The following is a 21,089-nucleotide window of genomic DNA, read 5'->3' as shown; positions in this document are numbered from 1 at the left end:
CTCTGCTTCCATGGTGCGGCGATGATCATACTCGCTGTCGTTCTGCTGCTCGTGTATCTCGCCGTGACCGTTGGGCTGGGCGGGATGGCGAGATCGCGTTTCGACGCGGCACTGAGTGAGCCTGCGCGTGGCGGCAAGAGTTCGGCGAGACTGGTTTGTCGTGCCCTGCTCAATGATGCAGGCTTGATGAAAGTCGGGGTGATCGAGGGATGGTTCAAAGGATGGAGCAGCTACGACGATGAAAAGGAGCACGTCGTGCTTTCGCCGCGGTTGATTGAGTCGGCCAGCCCTGGTGCCCTGGCGCTGGCGGCGTTGCAGGCGGCGCGTGCCGAGGTGGCGCGCAAGTCCCCGGGATCGTGGAGGCGGAGGCGGCAGGCCTTGCGGTGGAGTTCGGCGCTTCCGGGGTTTGGGTTTGTGCTCGGTTTGTTGTTCCTGTTTGCCAGACGGTTGCAGCCCACGGCAGCCTTGTGGCTGATTGCTGCGGCTTGTGCGGTGGGCTTGTTCGTATTTTTTGTGACGCTGGCAACCGATCTGCGCGCTGTCGTGATTGCCAAGAAATCGGTGGCGGACGCAAAGGTCTTCGCTGATTCTAGCGACCTTGAGTTAGCGCAGAGTGTGCTCGATGTGGCGCCATTGCTTGATTTGCGCGGGCCGGTGGCCTCCACCCGCTGGCTTTTGTTGCACGCGCTGCCGATGTCGAAGCGCAGTTGACCGACACTTTCACACCAAACCGACCCAAACCATGGACCTTACTCTTGAAATCGTTTTTGTGATCGCCGGACTCGCGTTGCTCTACTATGGCGCGGAATGGCTGGTGGCAGGTGCCGCCGAGCTGGCGGTGAAGATCGGCATGTCGCCTTTGGTCGTCGGCCTGACGGTGGTCGCGTTCGGCACCAGCGCGCCGGAGCTTCTGGTGTCGTTGCAGGCTGCCTTCGACGGTGCGCCGGATATCTCGGTGGGCAACATTGTGGGCTCGAACATTTGTAACCTCGCCCTGATCATCGGCGTTGGGGTGGTGATCACGCCGCTGGTGGTGCATGGCCAGGTAGTGAAACGCGAGATGCCGATTCTGTTGCTGTCCACTGCGTTGTTCATCGCGTTCCTCAGCGACGGTCAACTGGCACGCTGGGAGGGCTTTGTGTTGTTCGGTGGAATCATCGTGTACGTGGTCAATTCGGTGATGATGAGCAAGCGGCACATGGTCGAGGGGGCAGAACTCGAAGAATTCGAGGACTCCGTGCCGACCGAGGCGACTCACGCGACTTGGAAGCTGGTGGCTCTCGTGCTGGTGGGTATCGCGGCGATGGTGCTGGGCTCCAAGCTTCTGGTGGAGAACGCGCAGTCGCTGGCGTTGCGCATGGGTGTCTCCGAGGCGGTCATTGGTCTGACCTTGATCGCATTCGGTACGTCGTTGCCAGAGCTTGCCACCGCCGTGGTTTCCGCGCTCAAGAAGCAGGGCGACATCATGGTCGGCAATGCTGTGGGATCCAACATTTTCAACACATTGCTCATTATGGGCGCGACGGCCTCCGTGCATCCGATCGAGACCCAGAGCATGAACCCGACCAACCTCTACGTCATGGCGGGTGTCACGCTTTTGATCTTCCCAATGATGATCACCGCCAAGCGCCTCTCCCGGATCGAGGGCGTGGTGCTGCTGGTAGGCTACGCGGCATACTGCGTGTATGCGTTTACGGCGTAGGGCGGCTTCCGCATAGGACGGATAGGGCCAATGGGAGCTATAGAGAGCACCTATTGGGAGCTCAAAAAAATGTGGCCGTAGCGCGGGAAATCTTCCGCACCACGGCCACTGAAAACTGCCAACTAGCAGACTAGGAAACTTCTTACATTTTCTCCGGAACGCGGATGCCGAGGAGACCGAGGCCGGTCTCGAGCGTGCGGGCGGTGGCGTGGGCCAGCACCAGGCGCGAGTCACGGGTTGCGGTGTCGGTTGCTTTGAGCACCGGGCAGGCCTCGAAGAACGAGTGGAATGCGCGGGCGAGTTCGAGCAGGTAGCTGCAGAGCAGGTTCGGGCGGTGGCCGTCGAGCACCATTGGCACGATCTCGGCGAAGCGTCCGAGCTGGCGGGCGAGGGTGAGTTCTCCGTCCTCGCTGAGGGCAACGGTGGCGTTGGCGAGCAATGTGTCGATGCCGGCTTGGTCGAGACCTTCGTTTTCAGCCAGTTTGCGGAAGATCGACTGGATGCGCACGAACGAGTACTGCAGGTACGGTGCGGTGTCACCGGTCAGCGCGAGCATCTTGTCCCACGAGAAGATGTAGTCGGTCATGCGGTGCTGGCTGAGCTCCGCGAACTTGACCGACCCGATGCCAACGATCTCGGAAATGGTCTCCTTCTCGTCGTCGGTGAGTGATGGGTTCTTCTCTTCGATGATGGCACGCGAGCGCTCGACCGCTTCGGTCAGCACGTCGGTGAGCTGGACGTTGTCGCCCGAGCGGGTGCGCATGAGCTTGCGGTCCGACCCGAGGATCGAGCCGTGGGCGATGTGCTCCATGTTGGTTTTGTGGCCCATCTTGGCGGCCACTTCGAAGATCTGCTGGAAGTGCAGCTGTTGTGGGGCGCCCACCACGTACCAGATCTCGTCGGCCTTCCATTCTTCGACGCGGAAGTCGATGGTGGCCAGGTCCGTGGTGGCGTAGAGGAACCCGCCGTCGCCCTTGCGGATGAGGCATGGCTTTTCTTCGAGCGCTTTGTTGTCCGGGAAGAAGACACAGATCGCGCCATCCGATTCCTCGGCGATTTTCTCATCAATCAAGCGCTCGACCAGTGGGCCGAGGCGGTCGTTGTAGGCGGACTCACCGAGCCAGTGGTCGAAGTGAACGTCGAGCTTGTCGTAGATGCCCTGCAGGCCCTGCTTCGAGAGTTCGACGCACTTTTGCCAGATCTCGAGGTTGGCTTCGTCGCCGGCTTGGAGGGCGACGAGTTCGAGTTTGCAGGCGTCGCGGACGGATTCGTCAGCTTTGCACTGGTCGTTGATGGTTTTGTAAACGCGCAACAACTCGGCGATCGGGTCGGCGGCGAGGGCATCTTGATCGAGGATGTTCTTCCATCCGTAGATGATCATGCCGAACTGAGTGCCCCAGTCGCCGATGTGGTTGTCGGTGATCACATTGTGGCCGGCGAAACGGGCGACGCGGGCCAGGGTGTCGCCGATGATGGTCGAGCGGATGTGGCCGACGTGCATTGGCTTGGCGACGTTCGGGGCGGAGAAGTCGAGCACGATGGTTTTCGGGTTGGCGACCTTTTCCATACCGCAGCGGCCGTCGGTGTCGCGTGCGATGTCCGTCACCAGCGAGGCGAATGCCTCAGGCTTGACCTTGAAGTTAATGAAGCCCGGGCCGGCGATCTGTGGGGTTTCCGAGATCGATTCGGCAGGGAAGTTTTCCACGATCGAGGTGGCCAGTGCGCGCGGGTTGGTGCGCTGGGACTTGGCCAACACCATGGCGATGTTGGTCTGGTAGTCTCCGAAGCGGGTGTCCTGGGCGGCGGTGACGTCGGCGCTCACTCCTTCCGGCAATTCGATGCCGGCTTGGTTCAGAGCGGTGGCCAAGTCTGCGGAAAGTTGGGCGGGAAGCGTTGGCATGGCGATCGGTGGTATGGGCTGAAATGAAAACAGGAGCAATCATGCTCCCGGTAAAAGTGTTTTGATGGCTGCTAGTGCCGATGATCAGCGGCTGGCTTTGCGCGAGAGGATCTCCAAAATCGCCGCGGAATCCGGCGCTTCAATCAGATCTTTGCGGATCGTGCAGTTGTTGAACATTTTCGCAATGGCGGCCAGCGTTTGCAGGTGCATGTGGTACTCCGCCTTCGGCACGATGAAGAGAATGACGAACTTCACCGGGCAGTTGTCCACCGCTTCAAAGTCGATGCCGGTCTTGGAGCGCCCGAAAACCGGGATGATGTGGTCGATCTTTTCGGAGAACGCGTGTGGGATCGCAACTCCGGAGCCAATGCCGGTGGAGGTCATGCGTTCGCGTTCTTCCAGTGCTGCCAGCACATCCGGAGCGGACTCCTGGGCGAGCAGGTTCTGGGAATCGAGGTAGTTCACGAGCTCCGCGATGGCGGACCAGTGATCCTCCGACTTCATGTCGGGGACGATGTGTTGCTCGGTGAGAATGCTGGCCAACTGCATGGGTCTGCGCTTGAGTTCTGTGCGGCGGTTGGGTTTGGGACACCTCCGCACGGGGCGGGAGCCTACGGTCGATCGGTGCAATGTGCAAGTGTTGCTATGCGCTCTCGTTACGGGGGGCGCTGCGGCGCATCATCCGTAGGTCTTATGTGGCCGATGGGACCTATGGGTGAAAGGTAGAGCCGCCCACTGAATTAGGAATGGGCTCACGCAAAGGCCCGAAGACCCAAAGGGGAGGTCTGCGGAGGTGCATTAACATGTCCTGTAAGTCTTTTAGGATCTCTGAAGGGGAGCTCCTGAGTGCCAGTCCCCCTACGGCGCACAGGCCTTCAATCCGGCCACTCAATCTACCGGCGACGCCGCAGAATTAGGCTCTTTGGGTGCTTTGGGGCTCTGCGTGAGATCTCATCGATTTATCCCTGAGGCTCCGTCGCACGCGGGTAGTCGGTGACCTGTTGCAATTTGATACCATACAACTCAGCGAGATGGTCGGCCTCGGAGGCTGGGTAGTCGTCGCGGTAGTAGATCTCCTTCACGCCATAGGCGCAGAGCATCTGCATGCACGACGTGCACGGCTTGGCCGTGACCGCCACCAACCGCGCCTCGCCGCGCTTGAAGAGCGAGCACAGGTTCACCTCGGCGTGGATCATGTACTTGCGGCGCTGGTCGCGGTCGTCCCAGAACCCCTCGGGGGCGTCGAACTTGGGAGCCAATCCATTGTAGGCCGTGCCAATCACGCGGTTTTCAAAATCGAGCGCCGCCGCACCGACCTGACGGTACGGATCTTCGGAGCGCAGGCAGGCCATGTCAGCCAGGGCCATGGCGTATTCGGGAATCTGAATGCGAGGCATGGGGAGAAGTTTGCTAGTGTTCAGTTGAAAGTTTTCAGTGAGAGGTGCTCGCTGCTGGATGCCGGTGGGGGCGGGCTTTTGGAGACAGGATTTACATGATGAACACGATAGCTTCGCTGTCGTCTAGTTCTTGTTTTTTCCCAGAAGGGGAAGAGCAAACTAGCCCAAGGTGAAAGGAGCTTCAGGCGACGTCACCTTGGGACTGAGGGGGATCCCCAATCACCGGCCGAGCGTGTGGTTTTGACGAAGATGTGAAATTTGCCCGAAAGCCGATCTTACGGCGGGGGTACACGGGGAAGATTACTCGCCCGCGGGATAAGGCTTCGGCAGGATAGGGAGGCGGAGGGTGATGTCGTTGTCGAAGTTTATCGGGGCTCGCACAGGTTTACTCTCTCCGGATTGATGGTCTATTAACAAATGCGTGATCGGAGTCATGTCGAGCACTGCTCCTTGATCGACACAGTCTGGGCCAACGCCCCACAGAACGAAATCATCGCCAACGACTCTGAATCGATAGGGGCGGCTGGCAAAGGGATCAACGGGGAGTTGGGCGAGGTAGTCAGGGACGAGCTTTTCCAGGGAATCCGGCAGCGCTTTGTCGTTGTCTGCCTGGTAAAGGCGGATGGCGAGCGCCAGCTGGGTGAGGTCGCGGCTAGAATTGGTAGACAGGACGTTCCTTACGAGGGGGAAGCGTTGGGCTGTTAAGATGTAAGTCAATGCGTCGCCGCAGCCGTTTCCGTTGATGATTTCTATCAACAACCGGTCAGGTGAAAGCGGCTCGGTCTCGGGGAGCCTGGATTCTGCTTCTCTGATTTTCTCCCAGGGAAGGTGCCACTGCGCGATCCATTGCCGATGGTGACCAGCAGCTTGCCGAATTGTGCGATTGGGCTGGAAGGAGAAGCTGGCACTCAAGCCTCTCAGGCTTTTGATCAAGGGGGCGTCTGCGAGCAGGGGAGATGTGGAGCCCTCTTTTTGCCCGATCCATGAAATGTCCAGCCAAGGGTCTTTGGATTGCTTGAGTTCGTTTACGGATGCTCTGAAAAACAAGTGCTCTCCTTGAAGTGATCGACGCACGTTTTTCCGGGCTACTTTTGAGCTCTTGTTGAGTTTTCGTAGTTCGATGATTGCCGCTCTATTGGCGTTGGTGGGCTCAAGCCGTTCGAGAAGATAGCAAGTCGTGCTGCTCATCCCTTTTGAAGCCAGCATCGAGTCGATGAGAACCATGAGATCGGGTGCTTCAAGTTGATCCAAGCGGGATTTGAGTAATTGCAGACGTTGGATGTGATGGAGTGCCGCTTCTGTACGCCCTTTTACCAAGTCGGCAGAAAAGGCTCTTTGAGTGGATGTGATGACTTGAGTGAGGCCGCGCCAGTCGCAGTCGCGCATTTCCTCTGAGGGCGGTAGCGACCATGGGCGACCGGCGAGCAGTGAGTCAGCGGTCGCGAGGAGTGAAGCCTCGAGTTCCAGAAACCGAACCAACTTTGGATTCTTCAGGTCATCCGGAGATGAGAGGGGGAAGTGAAGGGCGACGATCCAATCGAAACTCACTTGCCCGTCTCGTTCGGCATTGAGTCTGCTGTCGATCTCGTCGTGCTTAAGCGCCAGCTGATCCAGAGCGTCTTCGATAGGGATGGCGTTCTCCAAATTTCTCGGAAACACCAGCAAATCCGCATCCCTCGGATCGTCGATATCCACCAGCTCCCACTCCCAGTTGGCTAGAATGCGCAGCACATCGTAGGGCTCGGCACCATGGCACGGCCACGCGAGGGCGAGGCTGGCGATGGCGGTGAGGATGTGGCGCATGGGGGGGCTGGGGTGTTAGCGGTTTGGGTCGAGGTTGGTGTGGCGGAGAGGAAGGGGCGGCCTGCGGGATCTTGATACGTGGTGGTGATGCCGCTCGCTTGGCCGGTTGTGTCTGATTTTTATCTTCCCAGGGTGGCGTCGCTTGAGGCTCCGTTCACCCTGGGCTGGTTTGCGTTTCCCCCTCGGGGAAGAATTCGCGGCTTTGCGGAAGTTGGGGGCGCCTCGTGTTGAATTAAGGAATGGGCTGCATTGAAAGCCCATCCTTAATGGCTACCCGCTACTCCGTTACCCTTTGCCGGCGGAGCGCTGGTTGACGTAGTCGATGATGCGTTGGTCGTTGTCGCCGGCGGCCCAGACGACGCGCAGGAAGTCGGCTGGATGGATGTCGTACTGGGTGAGGAAGCGTCGGTCGCCGCCGCAGCCGTACATGATGTCGGGATCGTTTTCGCCGCGCAGTTTGTTGCGTGCTTTTTGAATGATACGCGGCAGCCATGGGTGGCCGGCGAGTTCCTCGTTGCGTCCTGGTAGTTCGTTGGGCTTCATTTCCTCGGTGCTGGCCTGGCCGTGCTGGATGGTGAGGAAGTAGTCGCGGCGCACGGCGGCGATGAGGATTGCGGTTTCGATCGACGGTGTCTGGGCGTCGCCGTAGTCCTCGACGAAGTCGAAGAACTCGCGCGGCTTGCAGCCGATGGCGGCGAGGAACAACAAGTCGTCAGTGGTGTAGTAGTTGTCGAGGTTGGTGTCGCCGCTGTTGTAGCGCTCGAGTGAACGTTCGAACAACTCGCGGAAGGTCTGGTCCCAGGTGTAGTGTTGGTGGCTCATAGTTTGGAAAAAAGGATCGTGTGATGCGGCGGCGGGCGCCGATGGATCGTCGGATTGTTGGTAAGCCGCAGGCCCTCAAAGGTCAATCAAAGCCGGTGAGAAATCATTGGCGGATACGGGCAGGAAGGGGCATCAGTGGGCATGGCTGAGGTCAAGATCAGTGAACGACAGTTCCGCACCCTTCTCGAGATGGTGAACCTGGCAACCTACACGTTGCAGTACCACAACCGTCCCGGGCGGGATGGCTGGCATCGTGCCTTCGAATCTGTGTCCGACGAGCTGATGGCGCAGGCGGACAAGATGGGCTGTGGTGATTTGGCGTACTATGATGAAGCTGCCAAGGCGTGGCTCCCGAACCGCGACTATGAGGAGGAATCGTTCTTCAAGGAATGCATCGATGACATGGCCGAGCGGACGTTCTGGGAGGACTTGGTCGCACGGATGACGGACCGCGATATCGCCCGCGACATGACCGAGCAGCAATGGTTGGCGTTGGGGGATGCGGATCGTCAGCGCCTGCGCCAGCAACGCGAAAAGCGCTACTGGGATGAGTTCGAGAAGCGCGGTGTCGAGCGCGTGCTGCTGGTGCCAAAGGAGCCGGCGGGGTAGGGAAATGGAAAGCTGGAATGTGAAATCAGCGGGAGGATGCGGAATTGGATCTCACGCAGAGACCTCTCTAAGTCGCTAAGACGCAGAGTTTTTTGAGTCCTTGAATAAAGCCGATCCCGCGGATTTTGGGAGTGCGGTGAGGATCACCGCTTTCGATTGAAGGCGGAGCCGGTAGGTGATGTTGTCACCACAGAGGGCACAGAGAACACAGAGGTGTTTTTTTGCTGTGTGTTCTCTTTGCCCCAGGCTGGTTTGCGATTCTGGAGAGGTGGTCGCCGCGCTCCGTGATGGTGGTCGACGGGGACGTCGACGCTCCGGTGTTTCTTCTCGTGCTGCGGCGCACTGAAGGGGTCTCTCTGAGTCCACTGTGGTTCAAAAAACCATCTGCGAAATCGGAGTAATCTGCGGATAGCTCATCCTATGCATCTGCAGACTAGCTCGCTGCGCTCGGAGGGGAGTGGTGGCCGGACTGGAGACCGGCGGTCCGAGAGGTCTCTGCGCTCGCTGAGTCCTCTGTGGTTCAAACCAACCATCTGCGGATAGCTCGTCCTTTGCATCCGCGGACTAGCAGGAGGTGGGCATCCTTGAAGTCGGGGGCTGTGAATTCCACACCATGGCTGGTTTTGTAATGGAGGGGATGTGGTAGAGCTGCTTTGATCTAGCTCGATGAAGCGGTTGAAGATGATCGAGTCCATGGATGTTTCCGGGAGGATTTGGCGTGATGTTGGGCCCTCGAAGAAAGTGCCGCATGGACTGCCTGAGGTGTGTCCCTGCTGTGGCCGTTCGTTGCAGGCAGCTCATTACAAGGTGCGCAGGGGAAAGTTTGGTCGGATGATGGAGCGGTTGGTTGGGTGGTCGATCTGGTTCGTGGTGGTTGCTTTGGTGTTTATGTTGATAGGAATTGTGGCAACCGGTGTGAAGACGACTCCCTGGCACTATTCTAGGAATGCCATGGGCGGCTGGGCGTGGGCGGTGGCTCTCTTTCCTGTGGTGATTGAAGGGATTGCTCTGTTGTGTCCGCGGGTGCGGACGGGGAGCTGTGTCTGCGGATGGATCCAGGATTTTCCATTCGAGCAACCAGGATTCCCACGGATTTGAGCAAACTCACGGGGAGCTTGGGTGATCACGCGATTGCTAAGACGCAGAGGTTTTCTCTATCGGCGGATTTTGGGAGTGCGGTGAGGATCACCGCTTTCGATTGAAGGCGGAGCCGGTAGGGAAGGTGTCACCACAGAGGGCGCAGAAAACACAGAGTTTCTGTTTTTTGGGGGGAAAGCCAGGGGGGCGGTTGCTGGAGGTACACTTTGGCCCGGGCCGGTTTGCGATCGCCTTGCAGGAGAGAGAAGTGGTCGCTGCGCTCCGTGATGGCGGTCGACGGGGACGTCGACGCTCCGGTGTTTCTTCTCGGGCGGCGGCGCACTTAAGATCTTCCTCTGTGATCTCTGAGTCCACTGTGGTTCAAAAAACCATCTGCGGAATCGGAGTAATCTGCGGATAGCTCATCCTATGCATCTGCGGATCAGCTCGCTGCGCTCGGATGGGTGTGGTGGCCGGACTGGAGACCGGCGGTCCGAGAGGCGATGAACATGCTGAACCGCTTTTTGCCATGTTTGGCTAGCTGGGCGCAAACCGTAGGCTTGACTGAGTTACCGTGTGTCAGCTTATAGCTTAACGGATGAAATGGGGGAAGATACGCTGGCTGACCTATATGTTAGTGGTGGTCGGCCTTGTTGCCTATTGGCGCGGGTGGTGGGTGCCGAATGCCCCGTCGGTGAGCCGGTATCCAGTGAGGGGGATCGATGTTTCACATCATAATGGTGAAGTGAGGTGGGATTCGGTTGGATCAGAAGGTATCGATTTCGTGTTCATCAAGGCGACGGAAGGCGCAGATTGGCAAGATCCAAGGTTTCGTTCCAATTGGGATGGAGCACAGGGTGCTGGCTTGAAAGTAGGTGCGTACCATTTCTTCAGAACAACGAGCTCAGGCGCGGATCAGGCGATGAATTTCATCGCCACTGTTCCTCGGCTGAATGACGCGCTTCCTCCTGTGATTGATTTGGAATTCAGTCGCGAATCAGCCGTCATGAAAGACGATGAGTTCTTCGAGCAGCTGGAGGTGATGCGGGGACGTTTGCGGGAGTATTACGGGGTGGATCCCATCATCTACACAGTGCGCGGATTTTATGATGATTACCTTACTGGTATCGACGTGGAGCACTTTTGGTTGCGGTCGACAAACGGTGAGCCGGATTGGGCATCGGATGCGTGGGTGTTTTGGCAATACACCGATCGAGGGCGAGTGAGGGGAATCGAGGGGCAGGTCGATTTGAATGTTTACAGGGGAGACCTTGCTGAACTTGAAGCAATGCTGATCCCAGGTCGTTGAATGAGGCGAGCCTTGTTTGGAGGTGGCGCCGGGAAAATCGAAACTCCGATGATCTGCTGTTCGTTTCGTGGGACGGCCCTCTTAAGGCCTAACTCCGCGCTCTCTGAGTCCCCTGTGGTTCAAAAAACAATCTGTGGAATCGGAGCGATCTGCGGACTAGCTCATCCTAAGCATCTGGGGACTAGCTCGCTGCGCTATTCATCCTTTGCGCCATAGCGATAGCGTGGTCTCTGCGTGAGCCTTACTTGGCGACGTGTTCTTCGCCGAGGGCGATCATTTGCCGGGCGGCGGACTCGAAGGCTGGGGCGGTGTGGTCGGCCAGGCTGACGCGGGCTACTGGATCGCGGTAGTTTGTTTTTTGGGCGTGCGAGTAGCTGGGGTCGTAGTGGTCGACGAGCAGCGAGCGGACCAGTGGGATCCAGTCGGAGTTGCGGGCGGCGGTGATCCACTGGTCTACCATGTCGTTGCCGCGGATGCGGCGGAGGTAGCTGAGCTTGGTGATGAGCGGCTCGGGATCGTCGAGGAAGTCACGGTATTCGTCCATGGTGATGGACGTGCGGGTATCGACTGAGGCTTCGAGCTCGATGCGAGGCGAGGCTTTGAGTTGTTCCCACAGCCCGTCGGGAACGTGGATCTTGCCGATGCGCGAGCTTTCAGATTCGACGAAAACCGGGTGGTCCGGGGAGAACGATTGGAGCGCCGCGGCGATGCGGGATTCGAAGGACTTCTGGTGGGGTTGGCCGTCCGGGTAGTCGCCGAGCAGCGAGCCCCGGTGGTGGGCGAGACCTTCGAGGTCGAGCACTTGGGCACCGGCACGCTCCATGGTGTGGAGTAGCTTGGTTTTACCTGACCCTGTGAGGCCGCCCACGACCACGAAACGCAAGGTGGGTGGGATACTCTTGTTGGCCTCCATGACAGTGGCGCGGTAGGCTTTGTATCCACCGTCGACGATGCGCACGTACCAGCCGATGGCTTGGAGAATCGTGACGAGACTTTGGGACCGCTGGCCGCCGCGCCAGCAGTAGACGACGGGTTTGTAGTCGCGCGGTTTGTCAGCGAAATGGGCTGACAGATGGCGGGAAATGTTGGCGGTGATGAGTGCTGCGCCGGTGCGCTTGGCTTCAAATGGGGACACCTGTTTGTAGATGGTGCCGACCTCCTTGCGCTCGGCATCGCTGAGCACCGGCAGGTTGATGGCGCCAGGCACGTGGTCTTCCGCGAACTCCGCAGGCGAACGCACGTCAATGATCTCATCGGCCGCCGGGCTGAGGTGGCTGATGTCAGAGGCATCGATGCGTTTGTGGGGAGTCATGGGCGGAGTAGTTACTGGGAACTAGTGATTGGAGATTGGGACGTTGGTGTGGCTCCGCGTTCGGAACGGCCGTCGGGAAAGCTGTGGGCTTCGGTTGCGTCGCAGGCTTGGCCTGATTTTGGTGCTGATGAAACCCAGGGTGACGCCGCCGGAGGCTCCTTTCACCCTGGGCTGGTTTGCGTTTCCCCTGCGGGGAAATCAGCGCTTCGCTAGGATGCTGCGAAGCGCTGGATCATGGTCTTGTCTAGAAGAGCTTTACGCCTCTGGCTCGACTTCGATGACGGCGTTGATTTCGACAGCGACATTGAGAGGCAGGGCGGCTGCGCCGAGAGCGGTGCGGCTGTGTTTGCCTTTTTCGCCGAAGATTTCGAGCAGGAGGTCGGAGGCTCCGTTGATGACTTTCGGGTGGTCGTAGAAGTCGGCAGGTGAGTTGACGAACCCGCCGAGGGCGACGATGCGGGTGATCTTGTCGAGTGATCCGACCTCGGCTTTGACGACGGCGAGGCGGTTGAGGATGCAGATGCGGGCGGCTTCCTGCGCCTCTTCGAGGGTGACGTCGACGCCGACCTTGCCGAGGAATTTGCGGTCTCCATCGATGGAGATGCCGCCGGCGAGGTGGAGCAGGTTGCCACTGCGGACGCAGTTGACATAGGAGCCGGCAGGGGCCGGGGCTTCAGGCAGGGTGTAACCCAGAGCGGCGATGCGCTCGGCGATGGTGTCGGTAATAGCTTCGGACATGAAGCTAATTTGCCGTGATGTAGGCGGAGTGCAAGGGGGATGGGAGTTTGCTAGCGTTCAGTTCGAAGTTTTCAGTGCGGGTTTGCGGAGTCTCGACTGATGCCGCGATTGATGGGGGGGGGGCGGCGATTTCCAGCATCTATTCAGGATGCATGTGGGAGGGATGCGGTGATCACAGGGCTGAAGCCCTGTGCTTTGGTCCGTCCTCCTTTCAGCAACTCTGTTTCTAATTTTGTTTTATCGGCTCGAAATTGGGGTCGGAAAGAAGGCGGTTTACGAGTCTGACAAGCTTTCGGATCACGGCGGTGATGGCGACATGATGAGGTTTTCCTTTGGCGATCAGACGGCCATAAAATTCCTTCAAAATCGGGTTGTGGTTCGTGGCGCATAGAGCAGGCATGTAGAGGCTGCGCCGGAGTAAATGCCTTCCTCCGCGGACGTGCCTCTTGCCGCTATGAGTGCCGGTGTCTTTGTTGAATGGCGCAACTCCAACTAAAGCCGAAGCCTGGTTGTCGGTGATTGCGCCCAGTTCTGGCATTTCAGACAAGAAGACCGTGGATGCAGCCAGACCAAGTCCTTTGATCGACTCGATTTTGCGCTTCTTCTCACGCAGCACGGCGTCTTTCGCAATGAGTGTGTCGAGTTGCTTTTGGCAACGAGCAATCGCTCGCTCAAGGCTTTGGATTTGGGTCTTGAGCTCCTTCTTCACAAAGCTGTCGGTGACCTTTTGAAGGGCCGTTTTCTGAGCTGCAGCTTGGCGGGTGAAACGATCCTTAATCCTGGCGATCGCTGACATCTTCTCCTGCAGAGCTGTAGGTTTTACGCGGGATGCCGGGGTGATCGACTCTCCGAAGCGAGACAAGACCGTGGCATCCATCGCGTCAGTTTTCGCTGAGATTCCCATGGCCTCGGCAAATGCTCGTGCTCGCTTTGGATTAACCAGGCTGATGGGAATGTTTAGCTCCAATGCTTGAGCGAGGAGGCACTTTTCATAGCCACCGGTAGGCTCACAGATGATGTGGATTTCGTCCTGTTGTTTGGATAGCTTGAGGAGCTCCGATTTTACCTTTGATGGAGTGTTGGGAACGGTCCAGGAGCGCTTTGTTTTGGGGTGATAAAAGTCGAGTTTATCTTTGCTGACATCGACGCCGATATAGTGTTTGTTCTGAGTGTTCATCTGTATTTCAACCTTGGATCTACGAGCTCTCGGGCTCTTGCAACTCTACGAACTGCAGATGGATTTGAGGGAAACAGGCCTCCTTGCTGAAAGACGAGTTCAAGGACTCGAGGAGGAACGGAGTGACTGTTTCAGCGATCGAGGTGGGGGTGGCCACCCCCACCTTGATCAACCTCCGGTTTCGTATGAAACCGATGGAGCTAGGAATAGCTCAAATTGACCAACCAAGGAGGGCGAGGATTCACCCCAGCCCCCATTCCGGGAGCCGGAGCGGTCCGTCCTCCTGTGAGGAGGGGGGGGATGGCTCGCTGCGCTCGATGGGGTTGGTGGCCGTACTGGAGAACTGCGGTCCGGTACGGGTGTGGGGTGGATTGACGGTATCCTCACCGTGGGGGGGGCAGGCTTTGCGTGCTGCGTGTGTTCGCTTGTACGCGGGGGCCGTGGGTCGCGGATTCTCGAATCGGTCAAGGAGGGGGGCGCCGCTGCCTTGAAAAAGCTCTATGCGCTGTGGAGTCTTTGTGTGACAAATTCTGCGGGTTCGATGACCGGTTATTTATCCTCGTCGACTGTCACTGGTGTCTCTTTCGATGGTGGGCGGTTCCGGTTCAGCCAGGGGAGTCGGACGCCGAGTTTGGCGAGTGAGAGGATAAGGAGTCCGGTGAAGAAGGCTTCGTCGAGGTTACCGACGCCAGGGATGTTATCGGGGATGAGTTCGACCCAGCCCAGAGTTGGGTTCAAAAGGTAGAGTCCGCTGATGGCGGCGCCGATGAGTGCGAAGATTTTGCCGAGACAGCCGGTGGGGTTGTCTTCAGGGGCTGATTTTTGGTTGGCCATAGAGAATGATGAGGTGTTCCGCGGGGCATGTGCGGTTGCTGATTGGCAGCGTGGTCGACTTGCGGCTGGCGGGCAATTGCAGGGATTAATGGAGATTGTAACGGAACGGTGGCGAGATCTCCGCGTAAAAAAAAATCCGCCCGCCCCCCATTGGTTGATCCGGGGGCGGGCGGAGGAAACTGAGAGGGCGCGTTAGTAGCGCTTCATCGAGTGGTCGATGACGGTGGCCCAGGCGTCGATTCCTCCGTCGAGCGACTGGACGTTAGAGAAGCCTTTGTCGCGCAGGAATGCGGTGGCGCGCATCGAGCGGACGCCGTGGTGGCAGAAGATGACAACGTGGTCGCTTTGGTTGGTGAACCATTGCTCCCAATGTGCCATCCACGTGCTCAGCGGGCAGTGCTGGGCACCCTCGATGGCGCAAACGGCGAGCTCATCGGCTTCTCGGCAGTCGATGAGGCGCGGTGGCTTGGGTTGGGTGAGCAGGTCGCGCAGGGATTCGCAATCGATCTGGAACGAGATGGGTTCGTTGCTGGTGGTCATGGTGAATGCTTATTCGACGGTGACTGGGGTGCCGGTGCTGACGTTTTTGAAGAACGATTCCGCCATGTGCTCGGGCATGCGGATGCAGCCGTGGGATGCTGCGTAGCCGGGCAGGTAGCCTGCGTGCATCCCCACACCTCCGTGGATGCGCATGAAGTATGGCATTGGGGCACCGACGAACCGTCCGCCGCGTGGGACTTTGTCGACGCGTGAGTCGGCGTCGTTGTTGATGACGTTGCCGCTGCTGTCGTAGATTTCGCCGTAGAGGTTTGAGCGGTGGTCGGCGTTTTTCTGGGTGATTTTGAAGCGTCCGCGTGGTGTGTTGTAGCCTTCGCGTCCGCTGGAGATCATCGAGATACCGACGAGAGTCGAGCCTTTGTAGAAGTAGGCTTTTTGTTCCGCCAGGTTGATACGGATGGAAGGTGAGCCGGATGCGCTGTCGCCGTCCCAGTAGGATACGGTGTCGATGGCGGAGTTACGGCTGGTAGGCACGTAGCCCGTGTTGGCTGGGGCGATGTCGTGGAGGTAGAGGGTTTCTCCTTCGAGTCGCGTTGGGGCGACCTGGCACGATGCGAGCACGCCCAATGCGGCGGCTGCTAGCAAGGTAATGGTTCGGCGGGTGGTTGATTTGCGGTGGGCGGTCATGATGAAAGACGATGGATCCACGGGCGCAGAGACGCAGGCAATGGGGGTGCTATTGGGTGAAATCGATTACGTGTGACAGGTGCGAAACGATGCTCCGTTCGAGACGAGGGGTCAAGGGAAGGCGTTAGGTAATTGTCCGTACCTGAGGGGCTATGGTGATCTGACGGGATTTTCGTATGAGGATGAGGGGTAAATGATGTAGAGTCCGGCAACTTTTCCCGAGTTTATGGCAACGCTTCGACCCTATCCCCCAATCCAAGAAAAGAAGTCGCAGAAGAAGATCAAGGTCCGCTCGGGCGGTGCGTTGGGTAATTTTGTGATTCTCGGGATGTTGGTGATCACTGCGATGCTTGGCTATGCTGCGTATTTGATGATGCAGCCTGAGGATTTGGCGGACGTCGAGGGGTATGTTTCGGGGGAGGTTCCAGCGGGCGAGGTAACGAATTTGATGTATCGGCTGGAGAATGCGGGAGGTGTGGAGCAGGTCATCACAGAGAGCGAGCTCAATGCTTATGTGGCACGCCGGGTGGACTTTGAGCAGACCGGAGCGCTGGCCGATGCCGCCGAATTCAATGGAGTGGCAGTGCGCCTCAAGCCCGGGCTGATGGAAGTGATTTTTGACCGGACGATCCGCGGTATGCAGCGCACCGTTGCGGTGCATGTGTCTGTGGATTTTGAAGGGGATAACCGGAAGATCGGATATCAGGCCGTGCGTTTCGGGCAGCTTGAGTTGCCGGCCGGGAGAGGGACGGTCGGTCTGGTAAAGCCTGCGCTGGACTCATTGGTCAATGCGATGAGCAGCGAGCTCGGGATGATCGAGCGGATTGATGATATCCGTGTGGAAGACGGGCAGCTCGTGTTGGTTCCGCAGACGCTCTAATAGACGGCAGCACCTGATGATGACCAGTATCAAGGCATGGAGTGGAGTGGTGCGCACGGGCAGTGCTTGTGCCGCGTTGTGGTTGGCGGCGGGGGCGTCGGGTCTGGCAGATGAGGCGGCGTCCGATGTGCGCATTGAGGTGGCTGATGGTGTGGCGGCCGATCAAACCATGACGGTCTCGAGTTCGGGGCAGTTCATTGTGCATGGTGATGACGGTCCGCGGCGGGCGGAGGTGGCGGCTTTTGCGGAGGACGTGCGCGAGGACTTCCTCAGGCTGATTGGCCAAAAAGGGAGCAAGTGGGGGCTGCGGATTGTGGTGCGTTCACTGCCTGCCGATGGCTCAGACGGCGGGGCGGTACTGCGCGTGGAAGTTGTGGATGGCCATAGCTATCTGCTGACCGTTTTTACCAAGCCGGGGAAAGCGTACTCGGAACGACGGCTGCGTGATGTACTGGTGCAATCGTTGATCCTTGAGCAAGGGCTGCGCCGGGCGCGTCCCGACGAGGTGCACGAGGGGGATGTTTTGCCCGAGTGGCTGTGGCGGGGAGTGGTCGAGGCCATGGCTTTCCGAGCGGACCGCCAGCGCACCGAGTTGTTCAAAGCGATGATGCAGGGTGAGACTCTGATGTCGGTTGAGCAACTGTTGGAGAAAGATCCGTCCGAGCTGACCCAGGTGGGGCAGCGGATTTACGATGCGAGTACCGGGGCGCTGGTGCTGACTTTGCTCAATCAAATCAATGGGACGACGAGGTTTGCGCAGATGCTGCGTGATTTGCCGTTTGCCGAGTTGAGTGCGATGGAGATGATCGAGCGGCACTTTCAGAACCTGGCGATGGGGCCGTCCAATTTGGAGAAGTGGTGGGCGCTCGAGGTGGCCGGCATGGCGAGCCCGGATGCGATGGACCATGTGAGCCCGGAGGAGAGCACCCGCAGGATCCGCTCGGCGCTGCGTTTGGTGTACGTGGTCGAGGGGGAGAATGGGAATGAGACGCGCGACGTTCCATTGCAGGAAATCGGCGTAATCGAAGAGGATCAAGCCCGGTTGACCGCGCTCAACAGCATGCGGACGCGCTTGATTTCGTTGCAGGCGGATATCCACCCGGCATACCGCTCATTGGTGCGCGAGTTGATCGACAGGGTGACCGGTTTGATGGAGCGCAAGATCCGGAGCAAAGAGCAGGCCAAGCGGGTGGCGGAGATTGTGGCGCTCGAGCGCTCCGGTGAGCTGCTGGCCAAGCGTCTGGCGTCGATTGCGGACGTCCTCAACTGGATGGAGGTGGTGACGCCGGGATCGACCAGCGGTGATCCATTCAAGCCGTTCTTTGATGTGCTCGACGAGCTGCGGGCTCCATCTAGCGAGAGGGACGATAGGATCTCTGGTTATCTCGACGTGATCGAGGGTGAGTTCGCGCGTTAGTGGTCGTTCGCGCTGGTCGTGGGATGAGACGTGCGTTCCACACGGTGGCCCGCTAGCAGCGACCGTGGGGGCTTGGGTATCCGGCGATTTCGCCGGGCTAGACCTTGCCGTAGCGGCGATGGCGGCGACCGAACTCGGCCACGGCGTCGCGGAGGTCGCCGGCGCGGAAGTCCGGCCAGCACTTTTGGAGGACGACAAACTCGGCGTACGAGACCTGCCACAGCAGGAAGTTGGAAAGGCGCATCTCGCCACTGGTGCGGATGAGCAAATCCGGATCCGGGAAATAGCGGGTGTAGAGGTGCTGTGAGAACGACTCCGATGTGATCATCGCGTCGTCGATATGGCCGGCTTGCACCGCTTTGATGACGGACTTCACACCGTCGATGATTTCTTCGCGTCCGCCGTAGGAGAGGGCGAGGATGAGTGTGAGTCCTTTGTTGTTAGCGGTGCGCTCGATGGTTTGGTGGAGCTGGCGCTGGCAGGAGTCCGGCAAGTCGTGGAGGCGGCCGATGGCTTGCAAGCGCACATCCCACTCCATGAGCTCGTCTGCTTTGTCCTTGAGGAACTTCTCGAGCAGCTTCATCAACGCGCTGACCTCGGATTTTGGGCGGTCCCAGTTTTCCGAGGAGAATGCGTAGAGAGTGAGGAACTCGACCCCCAGATCGCGGCAGCCTTGAATGGTCTCACGAACGGCTTCCGCACCGGCCTTGTGGCCAGCTGCGCGAGGGAGTCCGCGTTCACGGGCCCAGCGTCCGTTGCCGTCCATAATGATGGCGACGTGTTTCGGGATCTTTGGCTGTGCGGGGGGCGTTGCCATGGAGGTAAAAAAAAAGGGGTGCCGCCGGAGTGCTTGGCTCGGCGACACCCCGTTGGTGATTATCCTTTGACTAGTGTTTGTTCGCGGTCCGGACCAACGCCGAGGATGGTCACTGGCATGCCGGTGAGCTCCTCGATGCGCTCGAGGTAAGCGACGGCTGCAGGCGGAAGGTCGTCGAACGACTTGCACTGCGTGGTGTCGCACTTCCAGCCTGGCATCGACTCAAACTGAGGAATCGCGGCCTCGAGGTCTTCGACGGCTGCTGGTGGAAGGTCAACACGCTCGCCATTGATGAGGTAATGGGTGCAGATGCTGACTTCGTCGCGCTCGTCGAGTCCGTCGAGCACGGTCATGGCGAGTTCGTCGATGCCGTTGACCATGCGTGCGTAGCGGAGCAGTGGCACGTCGAGCCATCCGCAACGACGTGGGCGACCGGTGGTGGCGCCGAACTCGAGGCCCTTCTCGTGCATGTACTCGGAGAACGCGGCGTTCTCACTTGGGAATGGGCCGGCACCAACGCGGGTGGTGTAGGCCTTGGTCACGCCGATCACGCGGTCAATTGCGCGTGGTGGAACGCCGGATCCCGTAAGGGTTCCGCCTGCCGATGTGTTCGACGAGGTGACGAATGGGTACGATCCGTGGTCGATGTCGAGGTAGGTGCCCTGGGCGCCTTCAAACAGAATCGAGACGCCGGCTTCGATGGCTCCGGCGAGGAACGAGACGGTGTCGCACACGTGTGGGCGCAGGCGCTCGGCGTGCTTGAGGAGTTCTTCGACCATTGGCGCTGGATCGAGAGGGTCCATGCCGGCGGCTTCGAGAATTGGGTTGCCCAGCTTGACGCATTCGGTGACGCGTTCTTCGACGCGCTCAGGGACGAGCAGGTCGACCATGCGCAGACCGGTGCGGTTGATTTTCTCGGCGTAGGTCGGGCCGATGCCGCGACCGGTGGTGCCGATTGCGTTCGATCCACGCAGCGCTTCGCGTGCTTTGTCGAGTGCGCGGTGGATTGGAAGAGTGATGTGCGCGCGGTCGGAGATCTTGAGTTTCTCCGCGCTGACTTCGATGCCTTCGGTGATCAGGGTGTCGATCTCAGCGAGCAGTGCGCCTGGGTCGAGCACCACGCCATTACCGATGATGCAGGTTTTACCGGACCAGAGGATGCCGGATGGGATCAGGTGAAGTGTGTACTTTTTGCCGTTGGCGATGACGGTGTGGCCGGCGTTGTTGCCTCCCTGGGCACGCACGACCACCGCGGCTTCCTCAGTGAGGAAATCCACGACTTTACCTTTTCCTTCGTCGCCCCACTGGGTGCCTAGAATGATGGTGTTGGACATGAGAATGAAATCTTTATGAATGAATGAAAAGTCTGTGGTCTGCGCACGACGAGGCGCAGCGTGCCGGATTCCCGCGCAGTCATCAGGGTGGCGAGATTTCCACAATGCGCAAGTGGCAGCGTGAGGTCGTGTGCGATTATCTCACCCTTGAAATGCCTTCCGTCCGCCGCTCTACATGCCGATGCTCATCACGATGGCGGCGAGGCAGGCGAGAATGCCCAACGATCCGAAGCCGATCAGTGCTTTTTGCTGGGAGGTCAGGGCGTCGCTCGTCTTGCTGCTGCCAAATCCTGCCACTGGTGTGCCGACGATGGATTCGTTCGTTGGGCGGTTGCCAGAAACTTCGCGCACCTTGTCCGGAGCCGATGTGGCTGCGGGTGGAGCAGGAGCCGAGCTGACCGCGGCCACCTTGGTGCCCACGTACGATCCCGCCACGCTACCAAAGCGCAACAGGTCGCCATCGTTGAGCTGGGCTTCGCTCACCCGGTCGCCATTGACGCGGATCCCGTTGGTGGATCCGGCGTCGCGCAGGATGTGCACGCCGTCTTCCAAACGGATCTCCGCGTGGAAGGTCGAAACCGATTCGTCGTTGATCACCACATCATTTTGCCGGTCGCGACCGACGGTAGTGATCTCCTTGGTCAGGGTGATGCGTTCGTCGGTGCCGTCGGCAAGCTTGATGTGAAGAGTGGACATGGTCTGAGTGCGGTAGTTGGGTTGATTGGCGCAAGACGCAAACGCAGTCTTAACGCCAAATTGTTCAACCAATCAAGACT

Annotated in this window: 21 protein-coding genes; 7 read left to right on the top strand and 14 right to left on the bottom strand. The window is 59.0% G+C overall.

What is annotated here, in order from left to right; all coding sequences use genetic code 11:
• Nucleotides 1-21: 21 nt before the first annotated feature.
• Together G3M56_RS10920 and G3M56_RS10915 are read left to right on the top strand one after the other, a co-directional pair.
• Nucleotides 22-711, top strand: a complete 690-nt coding sequence (locus G3M56_RS10920; protein WP_164365604.1) for a zinc metallopeptidase — start codon at nt 22-24, stop codon at nt 709-711.
• A gap of 31 nt (nt 712-742) precedes the next feature.
• Nucleotides 743-1,702, top strand: a complete 960-nt coding sequence (locus tag G3M56_RS10915) for a calcium/sodium antiporter (protein WP_164365603.1) — start codon at nt 743-745, stop codon at nt 1,700-1,702.
• A 142-nt stretch (nt 1,703-1,844) separates the two neighbouring features.
• Here G3M56_RS10915 and argS read toward each other — a convergent pair whose 3' ends face one another.
• The 5 genes from argS to G3M56_RS10890 all read right to left on the bottom strand — a co-directional run bounded on the left by argS (nt 1,845) and on the right by G3M56_RS10890 (nt 7,624).
• The gene (gene argS / locus G3M56_RS10910; protein WP_164365602.1) at nt 1,845-3,602 is read right to left on the bottom strand and encodes an arginine--tRNA ligase; all 1,758 of its coding nucleotides are present in this window, start codon (nt 3,600-3,602) and stop codon (nt 1,845-1,847) included.
• A gap of 84 nt (nt 3,603-3,686) precedes the next feature.
• On the bottom strand, nt 3,687-4,151 hold the full coding sequence (locus G3M56_RS10905) for a PTS sugar transporter subunit IIA (protein ID WP_164365601.1): 465 nt from the start codon (nt 4,149-4,151) through the stop codon (nt 3,687-3,689).
• A 410-nt stretch (nt 4,152-4,561) separates the two neighbouring features.
• The gene (locus G3M56_RS10900) at nt 4,562-4,999 is read right to left on the bottom strand and encodes a deoxycytidylate deaminase (protein WP_235203397.1); all 438 of its coding nucleotides are present in this window, start codon (nt 4,997-4,999) and stop codon (nt 4,562-4,564) included.
• Between the two features lie 300 nt (nt 5,000-5,299).
• The gene (locus G3M56_RS10895; RefSeq protein ID WP_164365600.1) at nt 5,300-6,802 is read right to left on the bottom strand and encodes a hypothetical protein; all 1,503 of its coding nucleotides are present in this window, start codon (nt 6,800-6,802) and stop codon (nt 5,300-5,302) included.
• 285 nt (nt 6,803-7,087) lie between these two features.
• Nucleotides 7,088-7,624, bottom strand: a complete 537-nt coding sequence (locus G3M56_RS10890; protein ID WP_164365599.1) for a DUF5069 domain-containing protein — start codon at nt 7,622-7,624, stop codon at nt 7,088-7,090.
• A gap of 141 nt (nt 7,625-7,765) precedes the next feature.
• Between G3M56_RS10890 and G3M56_RS10885 the strand changes: the two genes are divergently transcribed.
• The 3 genes from G3M56_RS10885 (at nt 7,766) to G3M56_RS10875 (ending at nt 10,619) form a co-directional block, all read left to right on the top strand.
• The gene (locus G3M56_RS10885) at nt 7,766-8,233 is read left to right on the top strand and encodes a hypothetical protein (RefSeq protein ID WP_164365598.1); all 468 of its coding nucleotides are present in this window, start codon (nt 7,766-7,768) and stop codon (nt 8,231-8,233) included.
• A 666-nt stretch (nt 8,234-8,899) separates the two neighbouring features.
• Nucleotides 8,900-9,331 carry a hypothetical protein gene (locus G3M56_RS10880; protein ID WP_164365597.1) on the top strand — a complete coding sequence of 144 codons (432 nt, stop codon included), beginning with the start codon at nt 8,900-8,902 and terminating at the stop codon, nt 9,329-9,331.
• Between the two features lie 577 nt (nt 9,332-9,908).
• Complete coding sequence (locus tag G3M56_RS10875; protein ID WP_164365596.1) at nt 9,909-10,619, top strand: GH25 family lysozyme; 711 nt, start codon at nt 9,909-9,911, stop codon at nt 10,617-10,619.
• A 241-nt stretch (nt 10,620-10,860) separates the two neighbouring features.
• On the opposite strand, the gene mnmH is transcribed toward G3M56_RS10875, so the two are convergent.
• The 6 genes from mnmH to G3M56_RS10845 all read right to left on the bottom strand — a co-directional run bounded on the left by mnmH (nt 10,861) and on the right by G3M56_RS10845 (nt 15,865).
• Nucleotides 10,861-11,931: a tRNA 2-selenouridine(34) synthase MnmH gene (gene mnmH / locus G3M56_RS10870; RefSeq protein ID WP_164365595.1), complete on the bottom strand. Its 1,071-nt coding sequence runs from the start codon at nt 11,929-11,931 to the stop codon at nt 10,861-10,863.
• Between the two features lie 255 nt (nt 11,932-12,186).
• Nucleotides 12,187-12,669: a RidA family protein gene (locus tag G3M56_RS10865; protein WP_164365594.1), complete on the bottom strand. Its 483-nt coding sequence runs from the start codon at nt 12,667-12,669 to the stop codon at nt 12,187-12,189.
• A gap of 226 nt (nt 12,670-12,895) precedes the next feature.
• Nucleotides 12,896-13,846 (bottom strand): IS110 family RNA-guided transposase, encoded by a 951-nt coding sequence (locus G3M56_RS10860; protein WP_164365767.1) that lies wholly within the window; start codon nt 13,844-13,846, stop codon nt 12,896-12,898.
• 549 nt (nt 13,847-14,395) lie between these two features.
• Nucleotides 14,396-14,680: a YkvA family protein gene (locus tag G3M56_RS10855; RefSeq protein WP_164362043.1), complete on the bottom strand. Its 285-nt coding sequence runs from the start codon at nt 14,678-14,680 to the stop codon at nt 14,396-14,398.
• A gap of 192 nt (nt 14,681-14,872) precedes the next feature.
• Complete coding sequence (locus tag G3M56_RS10850) at nt 14,873-15,220, bottom strand: rhodanese-like domain-containing protein (RefSeq protein WP_164362045.1); 348 nt, start codon at nt 15,218-15,220, stop codon at nt 14,873-14,875.
• A 9-nt stretch (nt 15,221-15,229) separates the two neighbouring features.
• Nucleotides 15,230-15,865: a L,D-transpeptidase family protein gene (locus tag G3M56_RS10845; RefSeq protein WP_164362047.1), complete on the bottom strand. Its 636-nt coding sequence runs from the start codon at nt 15,863-15,865 to the stop codon at nt 15,230-15,232.
• Nucleotides 15,866-16,091: 226 nt separating this feature from the next.
• Between G3M56_RS10845 and G3M56_RS10840 the strand changes: the two genes are divergently transcribed.
• Nucleotides 16,092-16,745 (top strand): hypothetical protein, encoded by a 654-nt coding sequence (locus G3M56_RS10840; RefSeq protein WP_164362049.1) that lies wholly within the window; start codon nt 16,092-16,094, stop codon nt 16,743-16,745.
• A 16-nt stretch (nt 16,746-16,761) separates the two neighbouring features.
• On the top strand, nt 16,762-18,162 hold the full coding sequence (locus G3M56_RS10835; protein ID WP_164362051.1) for a hypothetical protein: 1,401 nt from the start codon (nt 16,762-16,764) through the stop codon (nt 18,160-18,162).
• 97 nt (nt 18,163-18,259) lie between these two features.
• On the opposite strand, the gene uppS is transcribed toward G3M56_RS10835, so the two are convergent.
• The 3 genes from uppS to G3M56_RS10820 form a co-directional block, all read right to left on the bottom strand.
• Nucleotides 18,260-18,979, bottom strand: coding sequence for an undecaprenyl pyrophosphate synthase (gene uppS / locus G3M56_RS10830; protein ID WP_164362053.1), 720 nt, complete (start codon nt 18,977-18,979; stop codon nt 18,260-18,262).
• Nucleotides 18,980-19,038: 59 nt separating this feature from the next.
• Nucleotides 19,039-20,313, bottom strand: a complete 1,275-nt coding sequence (locus G3M56_RS10825; RefSeq protein ID WP_164362055.1) for an adenylosuccinate synthase — start codon at nt 20,311-20,313, stop codon at nt 19,039-19,041.
• A gap of 171 nt (nt 20,314-20,484) precedes the next feature.
• Nucleotides 20,485-21,009 carry an FHA domain-containing protein gene (locus tag G3M56_RS10820; protein ID WP_164362058.1) on the bottom strand — a complete coding sequence of 175 codons (525 nt, stop codon included), beginning with the start codon at nt 21,007-21,009 and terminating at the stop codon, nt 20,485-20,487.
• Nucleotides 21,010-21,089: the final 80 nt, after the last annotated feature.

This window comes from Sulfuriroseicoccus oceanibius, from assembly GCF_010681825.2.
Classification (GTDB): Bacteria; Verrucomicrobiota; Verrucomicrobiia; order Verrucomicrobiales; family SLCJ01; genus Sulfuriroseicoccus; species Sulfuriroseicoccus oceanibius.
The sequence above is the reverse complement of the archived record's forward strand: the minus strand, read 5'-3'. Positions and strand labels throughout refer to the sequence as shown.

Coding starts and splice junctions, on each gene's coding strand:
- G3M56_RS10920 (WP_164365604.1), top strand. CDS start 22: ATGATCATACTCGCTGTCGTTCTGCTGCTCGTGTATCTCGCCGTGACC.
- G3M56_RS10915 (WP_164365603.1), top strand. CDS start 743: ATGGACCTTACTCTTGAAATCGTTTTTGTGATCGCCGGACTCGCGTTG.
- argS (WP_164365602.1), bottom strand. CDS start 3,602: ATGCCAACGCTTCCCGCCCAACTTTCCGCAGACTTGGCCACCGCTCTG.
- G3M56_RS10905 (WP_164365601.1), bottom strand. CDS start 4,151: ATGCAGTTGGCCAGCATTCTCACCGAGCAACACATCGTCCCCGACATG.
- G3M56_RS10900 (WP_235203397.1), bottom strand. CDS start 4,999: ATGCCTCGCATTCAGATTCCCGAATACGCCATGGCCCTGGCTGACATG.
- G3M56_RS10895 (WP_164365600.1), bottom strand. CDS start 6,802: ATGCGCCACATCCTCACCGCCATCGCCAGCCTCGCCCTCGCGTGGCCG.
- G3M56_RS10890 (WP_164365599.1), bottom strand. CDS start 7,624: ATGAGCCACCAACACTACACCTGGGACCAGACCTTCCGCGAGTTGTTC.
- G3M56_RS10885 (WP_164365598.1), top strand. CDS start 7,766: ATGGCTGAGGTCAAGATCAGTGAACGACAGTTCCGCACCCTTCTCGAG.
- G3M56_RS10880 (WP_164365597.1), top strand. CDS start 8,900: ATGAAGCGGTTGAAGATGATCGAGTCCATGGATGTTTCCGGGAGGATT.
- G3M56_RS10875 (WP_164365596.1), top strand. CDS start 9,909: ATGAAATGGGGGAAGATACGCTGGCTGACCTATATGTTAGTGGTGGTC.
- mnmH (WP_164365595.1), bottom strand. CDS start 11,931: ATGACTCCCCACAAACGCATCGATGCCTCTGACATCAGCCACCTCAGC.
- G3M56_RS10865 (WP_164365594.1), bottom strand. CDS start 12,669: ATGTCCGAAGCTATTACCGACACCATCGCCGAGCGCATCGCCGCTCTG.
- G3M56_RS10860 (WP_164365767.1), bottom strand. CDS start 13,846: ATGAACACTCAGAACAAACACTATATCGGCGTCGATGTCAGCAAAGAT.
- G3M56_RS10855 (WP_164362043.1), bottom strand. CDS start 14,680: ATGGCCAACCAAAAATCAGCCCCTGAAGACAACCCCACCGGCTGTCTC.
- G3M56_RS10850 (WP_164362045.1), bottom strand. CDS start 15,220: ATGACCACCAGCAACGAACCCATCTCGTTCCAGATCGATTGCGAATCC.
- G3M56_RS10845 (WP_164362047.1), bottom strand. CDS start 15,865: ATGACCGCCCACCGCAAATCAACCACCCGCCGAACCATTACCTTGCTA.
- G3M56_RS10840 (WP_164362049.1), top strand. CDS start 16,092: ATGGCAACGCTTCGACCCTATCCCCCAATCCAAGAAAAGAAGTCGCAG.
- G3M56_RS10835 (WP_164362051.1), top strand. CDS start 16,762: ATGATGACCAGTATCAAGGCATGGAGTGGAGTGGTGCGCACGGGCAGT.
- uppS (WP_164362053.1), bottom strand. CDS start 18,979: ATGGCAACGCCCCCCGCACAGCCAAAGATCCCGAAACACGTCGCCATC.
- G3M56_RS10825 (WP_164362055.1), bottom strand. CDS start 20,313: ATGTCCAACACCATCATTCTAGGCACCCAGTGGGGCGACGAAGGAAAA.
- G3M56_RS10820 (WP_164362058.1), bottom strand. CDS start 21,009: ATGTCCACTCTTCACATCAAGCTTGCCGACGGCACCGACGAACGCATC.